Source organism: Myceligenerans cantabricum, assembly GCF_054777735.1.
Genome location: NZ_BAAHAJ010000011.1, coordinates 210,813 through 225,094 on the forward strand (window position 1 = coordinate 210,813; position 14,282 = coordinate 225,094).

The window sequence follows — 14,282 nt, forward strand, 5'->3', positions numbered from 1 at the left end:
CGGTCGGCCGGGCGACGATCGCCGCGGCCCTGCGGTCGCGGTCAGACCTTCTTGCGTGCCCTGCGCGTCACGACGAGAGCGGCGATACCGGCCACCAGGAGGCCGCCGGCCACGGCCAGGTACGGCACGCCCGTCGCACCGGTGGCGGCGAGCTCGCCGGCACCCGGCGTCCAGCCGTCGTGGTCCGACGGCATGGCAGTCACGGTCAGGCTCGCCGGGTCGGCCAGGTCTTCCCAGTCCTCGTCGACCACCCGGATCGTGTAGTCGCCCGGAGCCAGGTCCGAGATCGTGAACATGGCGGTCTCACCAGCGGCGACGTCGAGGTCCGCGCTGTCGATGGTGTCACTGTCGGCGACACTCCGGTGGACGACCGCGGACAGGGCGCTCCGGGTGGTGGCGGCCATGTCCGCACCCACGAACAGCGCGGTCCGTACAGCGGCGGCGGCCACGTTCGCACCTGCGAACCCGGCGGACTCGCCCGCCGCGAAAGTGGTGCCCGCGGTGTCCGCGCCGGCGGCGTCGTCAGAGGCGCCGTCGTCAGCGGTGAGGATGATCGTGCCGGTGGTGTCTTCGGTGCAGGTCACCGTCGCGGTGACGGTGGACCCCTCCTCGACGACCCCGTTGGGCAGCTCGATGGTGCATGGGTACTCGTCCGGGCCGTATTCGCCAGCGATGGCGCTGGTCGCACCGACGGGCATGATGAGGGCCGCGAGCGCGAAGGCAGCGGCGATAATGCGTCGAAGCATTGCTCTTTTCCCCTGTGATTGCGTTCTGCTGCGTGAAGGTGCGTGATACACCTGACCTCGGGCCCAGAAAGAATGGCCGGCACCCGATCGACGTCATTCAGCTTTGCCCGGAACGCGGTTCGAGATCGTGATATCTGCGGGCCTCGGGCCCGGAGTTACACGAAGAATGACATCTCCGGACTGATGCTTCCCGGTGATCATGACATAGGACACCGATGATGTCGCGCCGGGCGAAAGGTCAATGTTTCGGGAAGCCACCGAGAATTCGCCCTGCTTCTTAGGGGTAAGTCCGATTTCCTCATCACCAGAAAAGGCACCGGCAATCCATCCGCCCGCCGGGGCGTAGAGCAAGGAGCGCACCCGGATCTCCCCGGGCTTCTCCTCGTCGCGTCCGAGCACGTGCTCCGGCATCTCCGCGACGCCGCCCTCCGGCACGATCGACGTGTAGGTCACGGTGACCTCGAGCTCCCGGGAGCCGTCCTGGCGCTCGTCGGCCACGGTCACGTCCACCTCGGTGTCGAGGTAGTAGGCGATCTTGGCCATGTTGACCCCCTGCGTGAACACGCCCACCACCGGCGAGTCCCCGCGGACGCCGGTCAGGGACCCGTCGAGGACCGTTCCGGCCAGCCGGCGGTTCACCGCCTCGTCGCTCGACCACACGAGCAGCCGCCCCTGGCGCGCCGCCTCGGCGAGCGCGTCCACCATGCCCCCGTCGCCCACGTCCTGGCCTGCGGCGAGCCGGTCGAACGCCTGCTCCGCGACCGCCGCGAAGATCTCGTCCTGCGCCCGTGGGTCGTCGTACTCGAAGTACACGTCGTTCAGCAGGTAGTCCGCGAGCTTCGGCGGCGCGACCTGCACGCCCGGCGCGACGTCGACCGGCCCGGTGTCGCGCAGCAGGGCGGCGAGCGCCACCGGGTCGACCGTGAGCACCCCGTCCACCTGCTGATCCGTCTCGCGCAGCCACATCTCGCCGGCCAGCGCGGCCGCGCGCGGGAAGTCGGGGGTCATCGTCACGTTCTGCATCCAGCGCCCCACCTCGCCACGGCTGCCCAGCACACCCAGCTCGTCGGCGGTCAGCGGGAGCACGGGCTTCTCGTACGGTCCGAGCATGCCGCCCGGCATCTGGTCCTCGAGAGTCACCGTGCCGCCGTCGGCGTGCAGCACGAGCACGGTTCCCGGGATGCCTCCCAGTGCCCGGGGCTCGGCCGGGTTCTGCACCAGGACCAGGTAGTCCCGCGGCCCGTCGCCACCGAGGAGGGGCGGAAGGACGTCCGCCGCCCGCGCCGCCGTCGCCGTCGTCGACCGGAGGGCGTCCAGCTGACCGCCCAGCTCATCGACGGCATCGCCGACCTGCGGAAGCATCGCCCCGTCCAGCCGCTCGACGCGCTCGGCCGCGAGCCCCACGGACTCGTCCGCGCGCACCACGTCGGGCGCGACCGCCCGCAGCGGCCTCAGGTCGATCCGTCCTTCCTGCGGGGCGAAGGTCGCCGGGTCCGTGAGCTCCACGCTCCGCGCGAGATCGGGTAGCGCGCCGCGTGCCAGCTCGTCGACCACCTCGGACATCGTCGAGATCGCCTCGACCGTGGGGCCGGCCACCGGCAGCTCGCGCGCCACGGACCAGTGCGGACCCCGGGTGGCGCCGCGGGCCTGCTCCGCGTCCTTCTGCAGGGCCGCCACCTGCCGGTCGAGCCTGTCGGTCCGCCCTGCCAGGGCGTCCTCGCGCAGCGTCGCGACGCCGTCCGCGGCGTCGGTCAGCGCGGCGCGCGCCCGCAACGCGTCGACCGCGACCCACGCGACCACGAGCGTGAGGACGAGCACGACCCCCGCCGCCGCCCACAGCGCGGCGCGCAGTGCTCTCCTGCGGGCCGGGCTCCAGAACCGTACCGGTTCGACCGGCGGCCGCACCCAGCGCCCGCCCGACGGCGGCCGCCGGTGACCGGGCCTTTCTCCTGGGGCCCCGGACTCACGGCCCGGTTCTGCGATGAGCTGTGGCGCACCGGCCCATTTCTCGCCCCATCCCGGATGTGTCACAGGCCCCCCGCCCGGAATTCGGACATTCAACTGGATACCTCCGGCAGAATATGCCGGTACGCGATACGTTACCCGCGCGTCGGCAGCCGGTCCTGCGCAAGTGTGATAGCACCGACATGCACGGGTTTCACAATCCGAAGAACCACCCGTCGATGCCGAATCCGAAGAATAGGCCTGCGCACCATGCCCTACAACGTGCTCACCGTCTGCACCGGGAACATCTGCCGCTCCCCCGCCGCCGCGGCATTGCTGAACAGCCGCCTGGACGATTCCGTCCGGGTGACGAGCGCGGGCACGAGCGCGCTCGTCGGCCGGCCCGTCCCCGACCAGATGGCCCGGCTCGTCTCCGCGGCCGGTGCCGACGTCTCCCGGTTCGCCGCTCGCCAGGCGACCCCCGAGCTGATCCGCGAGGCGGACCTCATCCTCGCACTCACCACGCGGCACCGCGCCTGGATCGTGGACCAGCTCCCCGTGGCGGTCCGCCGCACCCTCACCCTGCGCGAGCTCGGCCGGCTCGCGAGCACGGTCCCGCCCGGCACGTTCGACCCGTCCGCCCTGCCCGACGACGCCGCCCGGCTCGCCACGCTCGTCCCGCTGGCCCTCCTGGAGCGCCCCCGGCACGCCGGCCGGCGGCACGACGACGACGTCGTCGACCCCTACGGCCAGTCCGGCTCCACCTATCGCGCCTCGTTCGACCAGATCGTCGGCGGCCTGGCCCCGACCCTGCGGGCGATCTCCCTAGACTGATCCTGTGCCCACCATCATCGAGCTCCTGGCGCACCCGGAGCGCCGCCACCCGAGTCCCCCCGCCCCGCGCACGCATCTCACGCGCGTGCTCCTGGGCGGCATGCTGATCTGGACGACCGGGCTGGTCGTGGCACTCGTCATGGTCTTGGCGGGCGCCGGGAGCTGGTCCGCGGTCGCCGTCTGCGCCACGGGGCTCGCCCTGGGGGTGCCGGGCCTTCTCTGGGCCCGCAGGCACGGGGGCTGAGTCAGTCCTCGGCGGCGACCGCCTCGACCGCGCCGTCGTCCAGCAGGGGCGCCTGGTCCGGCCAGTCGCTCGGGCGGGCCTCGACGTCGGTCTCCGAGTGGGCGCCGCAGCCATGGTCGAGCGAGACGACCTTGCCGTCGTCGGGCGACCACTCGTTCGCGCACACCCCGAACAGCTGGCCCATCGGGCCGGCGAGCGGGATGAGGAAGCCGCAGCTCAGGCAGTCGGACGCGGAGGCCACCGCGCCGGCCGACGTCGGGCCGCGCGAGCCGCGGTACCACCGCTCGGCCGCCGCGTCGCGTCCCTCGGGGGCCAGGACCCGCGCGCGGGCGAGCGCGAGCTCGTCGATCGCCACCTCGTCGATCTCCGGGTCCCCGCTCGGCCGGTAGCCGGGCTCCAGGCGCGGGTCGTCGGCGCGGAACGGCAGCACGTCGCCCGAACCGACGTCCCCGGGACGCAGCCGCTCGGACCACGGGACCCAGGCGGGGGCCAGGATCGCCTCGTCGCCGGGGAGGAGCTCCACCTCGGAGACCGTCGCGTTCCGGCTGCGCGGCACGCGGGCCACGGTCACCGTCCAGTGCCAGCCGCGGTAGCCGCGCATCGCCGCGGCGAAGCGGTGCGAGACGACACGGTCGGCGTCCAGGGACGTGCCCAGATGCTCCCCGACGTCCGACGGGTGCTCCGCGACCTCCTCGGCTGCGGCGCGTGCCAGCTCGACGGCGCCGTTGAGCACGGCGTCGCGGCTGGTCCGGATGGTGCGGCGGGTCGAACCACGCCGGGCGGGTGCTGTCGTCGTCACTGTGGGCCTCACGGGTGGTCGGTCAGGCTGCGAAGTCGTCCGCGACCTTGCGCAGCATCTTCGCGATCTTCTCCGAGTTGGCGGGGTAGCGGCCCTTGCGCAGGCTGGTTGCCGCGGCGTCCAGGACGGTGAGCAGGTCGCCGACGATCACGGACATGTCGTCGGGCGACGTCCGCTTGTTCTTGGCGACCGACTGCACCGGCGCGTCCAGCACGCGGACGGCCAGGGCCTGCGGCCCCTTGCGACCGTCGGCCACGCCGAACTCGACCTTGGCGCCGGGCTTGGGTGCCACGCCCTCGGGCAGCGCGGAGGCATGGAGGAACACCTCACCGCCGTCGTCGCTTCCGATGAAACCGAAGCCACGATCGGCGTCGAACCACTTGACCTTGCCGGTGGGCACCTGAACCTTCTCCTGCTGCGCGGCGAGCGGACCCGCCATACGGACCTGGGGCGGCCGCAGCTCCCCGACGCGGGCGTGGAGAACTACAGGCCAAGGCTCAAGGTTACCGGTCCGGCGCAGCGCCCGTCGCATTCATACCGGGTGGAACCTTCCCGGACGACGCGGCGGCACCCGCGCGGCGCCCACGGAGGCCGTGGACGAGAGAAGACGCACCCGGCCGCCCGCTGTCCGAGCACCCGCGCCACCTCCCAGGTGCGCCACGTAGCATGGCTGCCAATGGCCTCATCGCTCCACGAGGCGCCCGCGTCGGCAACCCGGCGCTTCGCCGAGGACCTCCGGCAACGCTCGGACGCCGCGCTCGTCGCGTTGCTGCACGCACGCGGCGACCTGGCTGTCCCCTCACCCGCCACACTCCGCTCCCTGGCGGCCCGTGCGTCGAGCCACACGTCGCTGGAGCGGTCCCTGGCCCAGGTGGACGCCCTGGTCGTGCAGGTCGTCGAAGCCGTCACCGCCCTGGGCACGGTCTCCCGCGACCAGGTCCCCGCCGCCGTCGGCGCCGTCCCCCGGAACCCGCGCACGGACGACGGCGCCGCACCGCCAGACCCGTCCGCCGCCGGGACCACGGCCGCGCCCGACGTCACGACCGTCCCTCCCGCGACGCGGCAGCAGATCGACGTCGCCGTCGAGACCGCGCTGACGGCCGCGCTGCTCTGGAACGACGACGGAGTCCTGCGCGCGTCCCCCGGCCTCGACGAGGTCTTCGGGCACCACCCCGCGGGCCTCGGGCCCGCGCTCCGCGACACCGACGACGCCGCGGACCTCGCCGAGCAGGTCCGGGAGACACCGGCGGAGCAGCGCGCCGTGCTGGACGCGCTCGCCTGGGGACCACCCGCGGGGCGTGTCCCGCCCGGCGGCACCCGGCAGCGCGCGGCGGTCGACGCCCTGATCGACCAGGGCCTGCTGGCGCGCGCCGACTCGCAGCACGTCCTCCTGCCGAAGGAGGTGGCTCTCACGCTGCGCGACGGCCGTACCCACCGCTCGCCCGCGCTGCGCCCCGCGCCCACGGGCCGCGAGATCCCCGGCGCGACCGTCGCGGCCGAGTCCGCGAGCGCCGCGCTCGAGCTGGTCCGGCGGGTGACTGTGCTGCGGTCGGCCTGGTCGGACGATCCGCCGCGCGTGCTGCGGTCGGGCGGTCTCGGGGTGCGGGACCTGCGCCGTCTCGCGCTGCGGCTGGAGTGCGCCGACGCGGACGCGGCGTTCGTCGCGGAGCTCGCCGCGGAGGCGGGGCTGATCCGGGACGACGGTGCGGCGGCGGATCGTTCCGCGGGCCTGCAACCGTCGTTCGTCCCGGTGGACGCGCGCTGGGAAGACCTGGACGATGCCGGCCGCTGGGCCGTGCTCGCCCGGGCCTGGCTCGCGTCGCGCCGTACGGCGTGGCGCGTGGGGACGCGGGACGAGGGCGGCACGCTGCGGTCCGCGCTCTCGCCGGACCTGGAGCGCGGCTGGGTCCCGCGGTTGCGCACCGCGATCGGCCGGATCGTCGCCGCGACGGAGGGCGCTCTGTCGTCGGACGAGGTCCTGGCGGTCCTCACCTGGGAGTCTCCCCGCAACGCCCCGCCCGCCGACGCGGTGCGGGGCCTCCTCGTCGAGGCGGCCTGGCTGGGCGTCACGGGCGCGGGTGCGCTGTCCTCCTCGGGCCGTGCTCTGCTGAGCGGGTCGGGAGACCTGGCGGAGACGCTGCGCGGCGTGCTGCCCGAGGAGGTCGACGAGATGTTGCTGCAGGGGGACCTCACGGGGGTGGTGCCGGGGCGGCCGTCGGGGGACCTGGCGCGTCTCGTCGAGGTCGCGGCGGACACGGAGTCCCGTGGTGCCGCCACGACGGTGCGGTTCTCGGCAGCGTCGGTGACGCGCGCGCTGGACCGGGGGCGCACGGCTGACGACCTGCTCACGGCGCTCGCCCGGCACTCGCCGGTCCCGGTGCCGCAGCCGCTGGAGTACCTGGTGCGCGACACGGCCCGGCGGCACGGCGCCGTGCGGGTGGGCGTGGCGTCGTCGTACCTGCGCGCCGCCGACGAGGTCACGCTCGCCGGCCTGGAGCACGATCCGGCGCTCGCCCACCTCGGTCTCGTCCGGCTCGCGCCGACGGTGCTCGTGGCCGCGGTCGCGCCCGCCCTGCTGCACGAGACGCTGCGCGAGCGCGGGCTGGTCTCGGCGCTGGAGCGGCCGGACGGCCGGGTGCTGGACGTCCGGCGCACCGGCGACTCCCTGGTGGGGTCCGGGCGGCCGTCTTCCCGGTCGGCCCGCGCGGTCTCCCTGTCCGCGCGGTCGGACGCCGGCGCCCTGTCGCACGACGCGTTGCACACCCGTCCGCCGACCCGTTCGGTGCCGGACCTGTCCGTGCTGGTCGCGGAGCTGCGTGCGGCCGACGACGACGTGGCCTCCCGGGATCGGCCCCCGTCGGACCCGGGGGACGGCACGGGACGGACCCGGCCACGGCCGCCGTCGGACGCCGTGACGGGGGGCGGGCCGGGAACACAACCGCACGCCGACGGGTTGGCCCTCCTGCGTGAAGCGGTCCGGGACGGGCTGCTGGTCCGGGTCGACGTGGTCGGCGCGGCCGGGAAGCTGGAGCGCCGTACGCTCCGGCCGTTGCGGCTCGACGGTGGCAGGCTGCGCGCGCTGGACCCGGCCCGTGACGCCGAGATCACCGTGGCGGTGCACCGTATCGCCCGCGTCGCGGCCGCCGACGAGGCGCTGTAACGGGCACCAGCGGGACGACGCCCCGACGGCACCGGCACCGCGGTAGCACGGCCGGGCACCGCGGCACGACAGGTCGCGGCAGGACAGCCGGGCATCGCAGCACGACAGAACGAGAGGAAGCCCATGGCCGACGGTCCGCTCATCGTCCAGAGCGACAAGTCGCTCCTGCTGGAGGTAGACCACCCGCGGGCGGCGGACGCACGCCGGGCGATCGCACCGTTCGCCGAGCTGGAGCGCGCCCCCGAGCACATCCACACCTACCGGCTGACGCCGCTGGGGCTCTGGAACGCGCGCGCGGCCGGGCACGACGCCGAGCAGGTGGTGGACACCCTCATCGAGTTCTCGCGCTACCCGGTGCCGCACGCGCTGCTGGTCGACGTCGCGGAGATCATGGCGCGGTACGGCCGCCTGCAGCTGCACAAGCACCCGACGCACGGGCTGGCCCTCACGGCGACCGACAAGGCGGTGCTGACGGAGGTCCTGCGGAGCAAGAAGACCGCGGGCCTGGTCGGCGAACGGCTCGACGAGTCCACGGTGGTGGTGCATCCCTCCCAGCGGGGCCACCTCAAGCAGGTGCTGGTCAAGCTCGGCTGGCCGGCGGAGGACCTCGCGGGGTACGTGGACGGCGAGGCGCACCCCATCGAGCTGCTGCCCGTCACCAGGCCGCGGACGCCGGACGAGGAGCCGCGCGAGTGGGCGCCGCGGCCGTACCAGTCGCAGGCGGTGGAAGGTTTCTGGCACGGCGGGTCGGGCGTGGTGGTGCTGCCCTGCGGCGCGGGCAAGACGATCGTGGGCGCCGGCGCGATGGCACGCTCGGGCACGACGACGCTCATCCTGGTGACCAACACGGTCAGCGCCCGGCAGTGGCGCGACGAGCTGGTGCGGCGCACGACCCTGACCGAGGACGAGATCGGCGAGTACTCCGGCGCGAAGAAGGAGATCAAGCCGGTCACGATCGCCACCTACCAGGTACTCACCACGAAGCGGAAGGGCGTGTACACGCACCTCGAGCTCCTCGACGCCCGGGACTGGGGCCTCGTCCTCTACGACGAGGTGCACCTGCTCCCGGCGCCGATCTTCCGGATGACCGCCGACCTCCAGGCGCGGCGCCGGCTGGGCCTCACCGCCACGCTCGTCCGGGAGGACGGCAAGGAGGACGAGGTGTTCAGCCTGATCGGGCCCAAGCGGTTCGACGCCCCGTGGAAGGACATCGAGGCGCAGGGCTACATCGCGCCCGCGGACTGCGTGGAGGTACGGCTGACGCTGCCCGAGTCGGAGCGCATGACGTACGCGACGGCCGAGCCCGAGGACAAGTACCGCCTGGCGGCGTCGGCGGCGGGCAAGAACCGTGTGGTGGAGCAGCTCGCGGCGCGGCACCCGGACGACCAGGTCCTGGTGATCGGGCAGTACGTGGACCAGCTCGAGGAGCTGGCGGCACACCTGGACGCGCCGCTCATCACGGGGACGACGACGGTGCGGGAGCGGCAGAAGCTGTTCGCCGCGTTCCGCACGGGCGAGGTCTCGCGGCTCGTGGTGTCGAAGGTCGCGAACTTCTCGGTGGACCTGCCGGAGGCGTCGGTGGCGATCCAGGTGTCGGGGGCGTTCGGGTCGCGGCAGGAGGAGGCGCAGCGACTCGGCCGGATCATGCGCCCCAAGGAGGACGGGCGCACCGCGCACTTCTACGCCGTGGTCGCACGCGACACCGTGGACCAGGACTTCGCCGCCCATCGCCAGCGGTTCCTGGCGGAGCAGGGTTACGCCTACCGCATCGTGGACGCGGAGGACCTCGACCTCGGCGAGGAGGTTCACTGAGCGCCCGGCCGGGCGCCTTTCGGTGAGGTCCGACAACACCGCACCGCCGCCGCTGTGCGCTCGTACAAGGGTGAGGAGAAGCACGTAGCGCGGACTTCGCATATCGCCCTTTCCGATTTGCGGGCCCTGCGAGGCCGGGTGACCATCGGTGTTGTGACCGAGTCCTCCGCTCCTGCAGGCCATCCGGGAATTCCGGATCCCCCCGCCCCGACGGCGTCCTCGCGGCGCACCGTCCTCGCGGGCGTCATCGCCGGCGGCGTCCTCATCGGCCTGTGCAGCGCGACGGTCGCGGTGAACGGCACGATGCCGTCGGACCAGGCGGAGGCCGACGTCCGGGCCGACCACGACGCCACCCCGCTCCCCGAGCCGACGCCCACCGGCACGGCGCTCCTGTCCGCCAAGGTCCAGGCCGCGACGATGCAGGACATCCTGCCGTCGGCCATGCCCATCACGATCGAGGGCCCCGTCACGGACGACGAGGGCACGCTCTCCGACGACGAGCTCGACCGCGTGACCGACGCGGTCGCCGCCGTCGAGGAGGACACGGCCCTGCGGCTGTTCGTCGTGTACCTCGGGACGTTCGACGGGATCGCTCCGGAGGACTGGGCCGACGCGACGGCCACGAAGTCGGGCCTCGCACCCGAGGACCTCCTGCTCGCGATCGCCACCGAGGACCACGTCCAGGGCCTGTCCGTCGACGTGAACGGACCCTTGTCCAGCCAGGAGCACGCGCGCATCGTCGCGGCGTCCGAGGAGGCGGTGTCGGACGGCGAGTGGGCCGACGCCGGGACGGACGCCGCGGAGGCGGCACTCGCCACGCAGGACTCCGACGGATCGTTCTGGAAGGCCGCGCTCGCCCTCCTGGGTCTCGTCGCGCTTGGCGCCGCGATCGCCGTCGCCTCGTGGTACCTGCGCAACCGCCGGTCGCGGCACGAAGGGCCGGAGCAGGAGGAGCCGGCCCCGGCGGACGAGGGCATCCCGGTCTCCGACGCCGACGAGGAGGTCCGGACCGACGACCGCGACCGGGCCGACGCGGAGGCACCGGCCGACGCGGACGCCCGTGCCGCGGAGGCACCGGCCGACGTGGGGGCGACGGCTCCCACCGACCCGCCGGCACCCGCACCCGCCCCTGCACCTGCTCCGGCGCCCGCTGCCGCCCCGGTTCCGGTTCCCGCCGCGGCGTACGACGACGGCCACGAAGACCTGTCCGACGTCGAGCTCGCCGCGCAGGTCGACGACGCCCTCGTCGTCCTCGACGACGCCCTGCGCACCTCCGCCCAGGAGCTCGACGTGGCGCGCGCGGAGGCGGAGGGCGGGAACACGCACGACCTGGAGGTGGTGCTCGCTGAGGCGACCGCGCGGACGCGGTCGGCGTTCGCCCTGCGTGCCGACCTCGTCTCCGCCGACGACGACGCCCGGCGCGACCTCGCCCGCGCGGCCCTCGCGAGCTGCGCCGAGGCCTCCGCGCTGCTGGACTCCGGTACGACGACGCTCGAGGAGCTGCGCGGCCTGAAGCCCCGGGCGAACCAGGTCTTCGACGAGTGCTGGCAGCGCGCCGGCGGGCTCGACCGGCAGATCGAGCGGGCCCGCAAGGAGCTCATCACCCTGGCCGACGAGTTCCCCGCCGACAGCGTCGCCCCGGTGGCCGACAACGCGGAGCTGGCCGACCGTCTCGTCGCGGACGCGCGGCGGGCGATCGACACGGGTCGCGTGGCGAGCGCGAAGCGAGACCGGCCCTTCGCCGCCGCGGCCGCCCGCAGCGTGCAGCACACGCTGGACCTGGCCGAGCGGCTGCTCCAGCAGACCGACGCTGCCCGGGCCGACCTGACGGACGCCGCCCCGCGGCTGGACAAGGCCGTGGCCTCGCTCACCCAGGACGTGGCCGACGCCGAGCGGACCGCCGGCGGCGACCCGCGGGTCATGATGGCCCGGTCCGCGGCGCAGTCCGCGCTCAAGCAGATCGAGATCACCCGCCGGTCGGCGGATCCGTTCGCCCTGCTGGCGCGGGTCGCCGCGGCCGAGGGCGCCCTGGACCGCTCGCTCGCGGACCGCCGGGACCCCTCGGAGGTCGACGCCCGCGCGACCGCCCTGCTGCGCGACACGCTCAGCCGGCTCGACGTGCTGCTCCGCCGGGGGGACGTGCTGATCATGACCCGGCGCGGCGTCGTCGGGCCCGAGGCCCGCACGCACCACTCCGAGGCGGTCCGGCTCACGAGCGAGGCACGCACCGCCGCCCCGTCGGATCCCCGGACCGCCCTGGACCTGGCCCGCCGGGCAGACGTCCACGCGCGCCAGGCGGTCACGGCCGCGACCCGCGACGCGACGGCCGACGACGCACCCGAGGGCATGCCGCTCGCGGGGATCAACCTGGTGCTCGACGGCAGGCGCGGGCGCGGTGCCGGCGCCGGGGGCCGCGGCGGCGTGCTGGGTGTGTTCACCCGGTCCTCGGGCCGGGTGCGCACCGGCGGGATCGGCGGCGGCTTCGGAGGCGCCGGCTTCGGCTCGGGCCGCGACTGACCCTGGCGCGGCCCGGGCTGCTGCCGCGCGGCCCAGGCCTACTGCCGTGCGGCAGGGGCTACGGGCCGGAGCCCTGCGACGAACGCGTCGGCGAGGGCGTCACCGACGCGGGCCGCCGCGTCGGCGTGCTCCTCGATCTCGGCGGTCACCGCCGCGACGTCCACGTCGCCCGCCTGGGTCGCCCAGCGCGCCGCGAGCACCGGGCCTGCCTCGGGGTGGAACTGCACGCCGAGTGCCGAGCCCCAGCGGAACACCTGGTACGGGTAGGTGTCGCTGGAGGCTAGCCAGGTGGCGCCGTCAGGCAGCTCCACGACGGCGTCGGCATGCATGCTCACCGAACGGGTCAGGGCCACGGCGTCGGCCCCCGGGGAGCCCGGACCGGCGCCGATCGCTGCGAGCGCCGGTCCGGTGACCGGGTCGGCGAGCGCGGCCTCGCGCCAGGCGACCTGCACCGCTCCGGCTTCGCGCCCGGGAGGGGCCGCGACCTGTACCGCTCCTCCGCCCGCGACGGCGAGCAGCTGCGCGCCGAGGCAGATGGCGAGCGTCGGGACGCCGGAGCGCGCGGCGTCGGCGAGGAGGTCGCGGACGGCGGGGAGCCAGGGGGCGTCGTCGTCGGAGTGGGCCGACATCGTCCCGCCGAGCACCACGAGCGCGTCGCCGACGTCGTCCGCGATGGGGATGCTCTCGCCGGCGAAGGCGAGGACGAGCCGGACGTCCGGTCCCAGGCGCGCGGCGAAGCGGTCCATGGGGACGTCGGGGTCGTTCTGGATGACCGTGGTCCGCGGTGCGATGGGGTCCGCGGGGTTGTTGGTGAGCTCAGGAACAGGCACGGTGGCCCAAAGTACATCCACGGCTACGCTTGGTCCATGTCGGTTCCGTCAGCGCAGGCCACGCCGCGTCGCACTTATCTCATCGTCGACGGGGAGAACATCGACGCCACGCTCGGGATGAACGTCCTGAACCGCCGGCCCGCGCCGGAGGAGCGACCGCGCTGGGACCGTATCTCAGGCTTCGCGCAGAAGGTCTGGTCGCAGGAGGTGGTGCCGCTGTTCTTCCTGAACGCGACGTCGGGCCAGATGCCGATGGCGTTCGTGCAGGCGCTGCTCGCCATGGGGTACCGGCCGGTCCCGCTCGCCGCGCAGGGTTCGGAGAAGGTGGTCGACGTCGGTATCCAGCGCACGCTGGAGGCGCTGCGCGACCGCCCGGGCGACGTCCTGCTGGCGAGCCACGACGGTGACTTCCTGCCGCAGATCGAGGACCTCCTCGACGACGAGGACCGCCGGGTCGGCCTGCTCGGCTTCCGCGAGTTCGTCAACGCGCGCTTCGCCGAGCTGGAGGACGACGGCCTCCAGATGTTCGACCTGGAGGGCGACGCCGACGCCTTCACGACCATGCTGCCGCGCGTGCGGATCATCCCGATCGAAGAGTTCGACCCGCTCAAGTACCTGTAGTCGGCGTCCTACCGGGCCACCGGCCGTCACTCGCTCACGTCCAGCATCGCCTGCTTCTTGCGGAGGCGATGGAGCTCCGCGTCGACGTTCTGCCGCGCCGGGTCCTCCCAGGCCGCTCCCATCGGGGAGCAGAACAGGGACTCGCGCGCCAGCAGCTTGGACAGCACCTTGATCCGCGCGGTCAGGTAGTCCGGCAGCGGGATGTGCTCGTACTCGGCGCGTACCCGGGCCGTGTATTCCTTGTAGCGCTGCGGCTCGGCCGCGAGCATCGCCAGGTCGGCGTCGTTCAGCACGCACGCGTCGAGGTCCGTCACGTCGGGCGCGTGCCGCAGCAGCCCGTTGACCAGGTGTGCCACGCGGTCGGCGGACTTGGCCGCCACACCGAGGCCGGTCAGCTCGGCGCGCGCGAGCTCCGCGCTGGCCGACGTCTGCTCCCCGCCCTTGGAGGCGTACGCGGTCTTGGACGCGGCGTCGAACACGGCCCCGTGGTACCAGGCGGCCAGCCGGACGACGTCGGGCGAGTGCGTCTCCTCGGCGAGCTCGTCGACGCGGTGCAGCACGGCCCCCAGGTGCCGCAGGTCGTGGAAGTGGCGGTCCCCGCCGGACCAGCGCTCGACGAGGTCCTCCCCCACTCGCGCGACGTCGTCCGCGTCCGCCGTCGCACCGATGCCGACGGCACTGCGCACGAACGACGAGATATACCACTCCGGCGCCATGACGCCCATGTCCTCAGGTCCTTCGTCTCGGCTGTACGGAATGGGCCAGGTGTGTCTGA

12 protein-coding genes are annotated in these 14,282 nt (G+C 74.0%); 6 read left to right on the forward strand and 6 right to left on the reverse strand.

The features are described 5' to 3' along the window. Positions 1-41: 41 nt before the first annotated feature. Both ACYU96_RS15565 and ACYU96_RS15570 read right to left on the reverse strand, forming a co-directional pair. On the reverse strand, positions 42-746 hold the full coding sequence (locus tag ACYU96_RS15565) for an LPXTG cell wall anchor domain-containing protein (protein ID WP_460755365.1): 705 nt from the start codon (positions 744-746) through the stop codon (positions 42-44). A 93-nt stretch (positions 747-839) separates the two neighbouring features. Next, positions 840-2,651 (reverse strand): DUF4012 domain-containing protein, encoded by a 1,812-nt coding sequence (locus ACYU96_RS15570; RefSeq protein ID WP_460755368.1) that lies wholly within the window; start codon positions 2,649-2,651, stop codon positions 840-842. Positions 2,652-2,960: 309 nt separating this feature from the next. Between ACYU96_RS15570 and ACYU96_RS15575 the strand changes: the two genes are divergently transcribed. Next, positions 2,961-3,524 carry an arsenate reductase/protein-tyrosine-phosphatase family protein gene (locus ACYU96_RS15575; protein ID WP_460755371.1) on the forward strand — a complete coding sequence of 188 codons (564 nt, stop codon included), beginning with the start codon at positions 2,961-2,963 and terminating at the stop codon, positions 3,522-3,524. Positions 3,525-3,528: 4 nt separating this feature from the next. Next, a complete protein-coding gene (locus ACYU96_RS15580; protein ID WP_460755374.1) occupies positions 3,529-3,768 on the forward strand; it encodes a DUF2530 domain-containing protein in 240 nt (79 codons plus the stop codon). Position 3,769: 1 nt separating this feature from the next. Here the strand turns inward: ACYU96_RS15580 and ACYU96_RS15585 are convergent, their stop codons facing one another. Both ACYU96_RS15585 and ACYU96_RS15590 read right to left on the reverse strand, forming a co-directional pair. Then, positions 3,770-4,579: a DUF3027 domain-containing protein gene (locus tag ACYU96_RS15585; RefSeq protein WP_460755377.1), complete on the reverse strand. Its 810-nt coding sequence runs from the start codon at positions 4,577-4,579 to the stop codon at positions 3,770-3,772. Positions 4,580-4,589: 10 nt separating this feature from the next. Further along, a complete protein-coding gene (locus ACYU96_RS15590) occupies positions 4,590-4,967 on the reverse strand; it encodes a cold-shock protein (protein ID WP_460755889.1) in 378 nt (125 codons plus the stop codon). Between the two features lie 276 nt (positions 4,968-5,243). Here ACYU96_RS15590 and ACYU96_RS15595 point away from each other — a divergent pair, with 276 nt between their 5' ends. The 3 genes from ACYU96_RS15595 (at position 5,244) to ACYU96_RS15605 (ending at position 12,056) form a co-directional block, all read left to right on the forward strand. After that, on the forward strand, positions 5,244-7,727 hold the full coding sequence (locus ACYU96_RS15595; RefSeq protein WP_460755379.1) for a helicase-associated domain-containing protein: 2,484 nt from the start codon (positions 5,244-5,246) through the stop codon (positions 7,725-7,727). A 123-nt stretch (positions 7,728-7,850) separates the two neighbouring features. Next, the gene (locus tag ACYU96_RS15600) at positions 7,851-9,539 is read left to right on the forward strand and encodes a DNA repair helicase XPB (RefSeq protein WP_460755382.1); all 1,689 of its coding nucleotides are present in this window, start codon (positions 7,851-7,853) and stop codon (positions 9,537-9,539) included. 153 nt (positions 9,540-9,692) lie between these two features. Next, complete coding sequence (locus ACYU96_RS15605) at positions 9,693-12,056, forward strand: TPM domain-containing protein (RefSeq protein WP_460755385.1); 2,364 nt, start codon at positions 9,693-9,695, stop codon at positions 12,054-12,056. Between the two features lie 38 nt (positions 12,057-12,094). Here the strand turns inward: ACYU96_RS15605 and ACYU96_RS15610 are convergent, their stop codons facing one another. Then, positions 12,095-12,886: a type 1 glutamine amidotransferase gene (locus ACYU96_RS15610; RefSeq protein ID WP_460755388.1), complete on the reverse strand. Its 792-nt coding sequence runs from the start codon at positions 12,884-12,886 to the stop codon at positions 12,095-12,097. 36 nt (positions 12,887-12,922) lie between these two features. On the opposite strand from ACYU96_RS15610, the gene ACYU96_RS15615 reads away from it, so the two are divergent. Beyond that, a complete protein-coding gene (locus ACYU96_RS15615; protein ID WP_460755390.1) occupies positions 12,923-13,507 on the forward strand; it encodes an NYN domain-containing protein in 585 nt (194 codons plus the stop codon). Between the two features lie 26 nt (positions 13,508-13,533). On the opposite strand, the gene ACYU96_RS15620 is transcribed toward ACYU96_RS15615, so the two are convergent. Next, complete coding sequence (locus tag ACYU96_RS15620) at positions 13,534-14,232, reverse strand: HD domain-containing protein (protein WP_460755393.1); 699 nt, start codon at positions 14,230-14,232, stop codon at positions 13,534-13,536. Positions 14,233-14,282 lie beyond the last annotated feature (50 nt).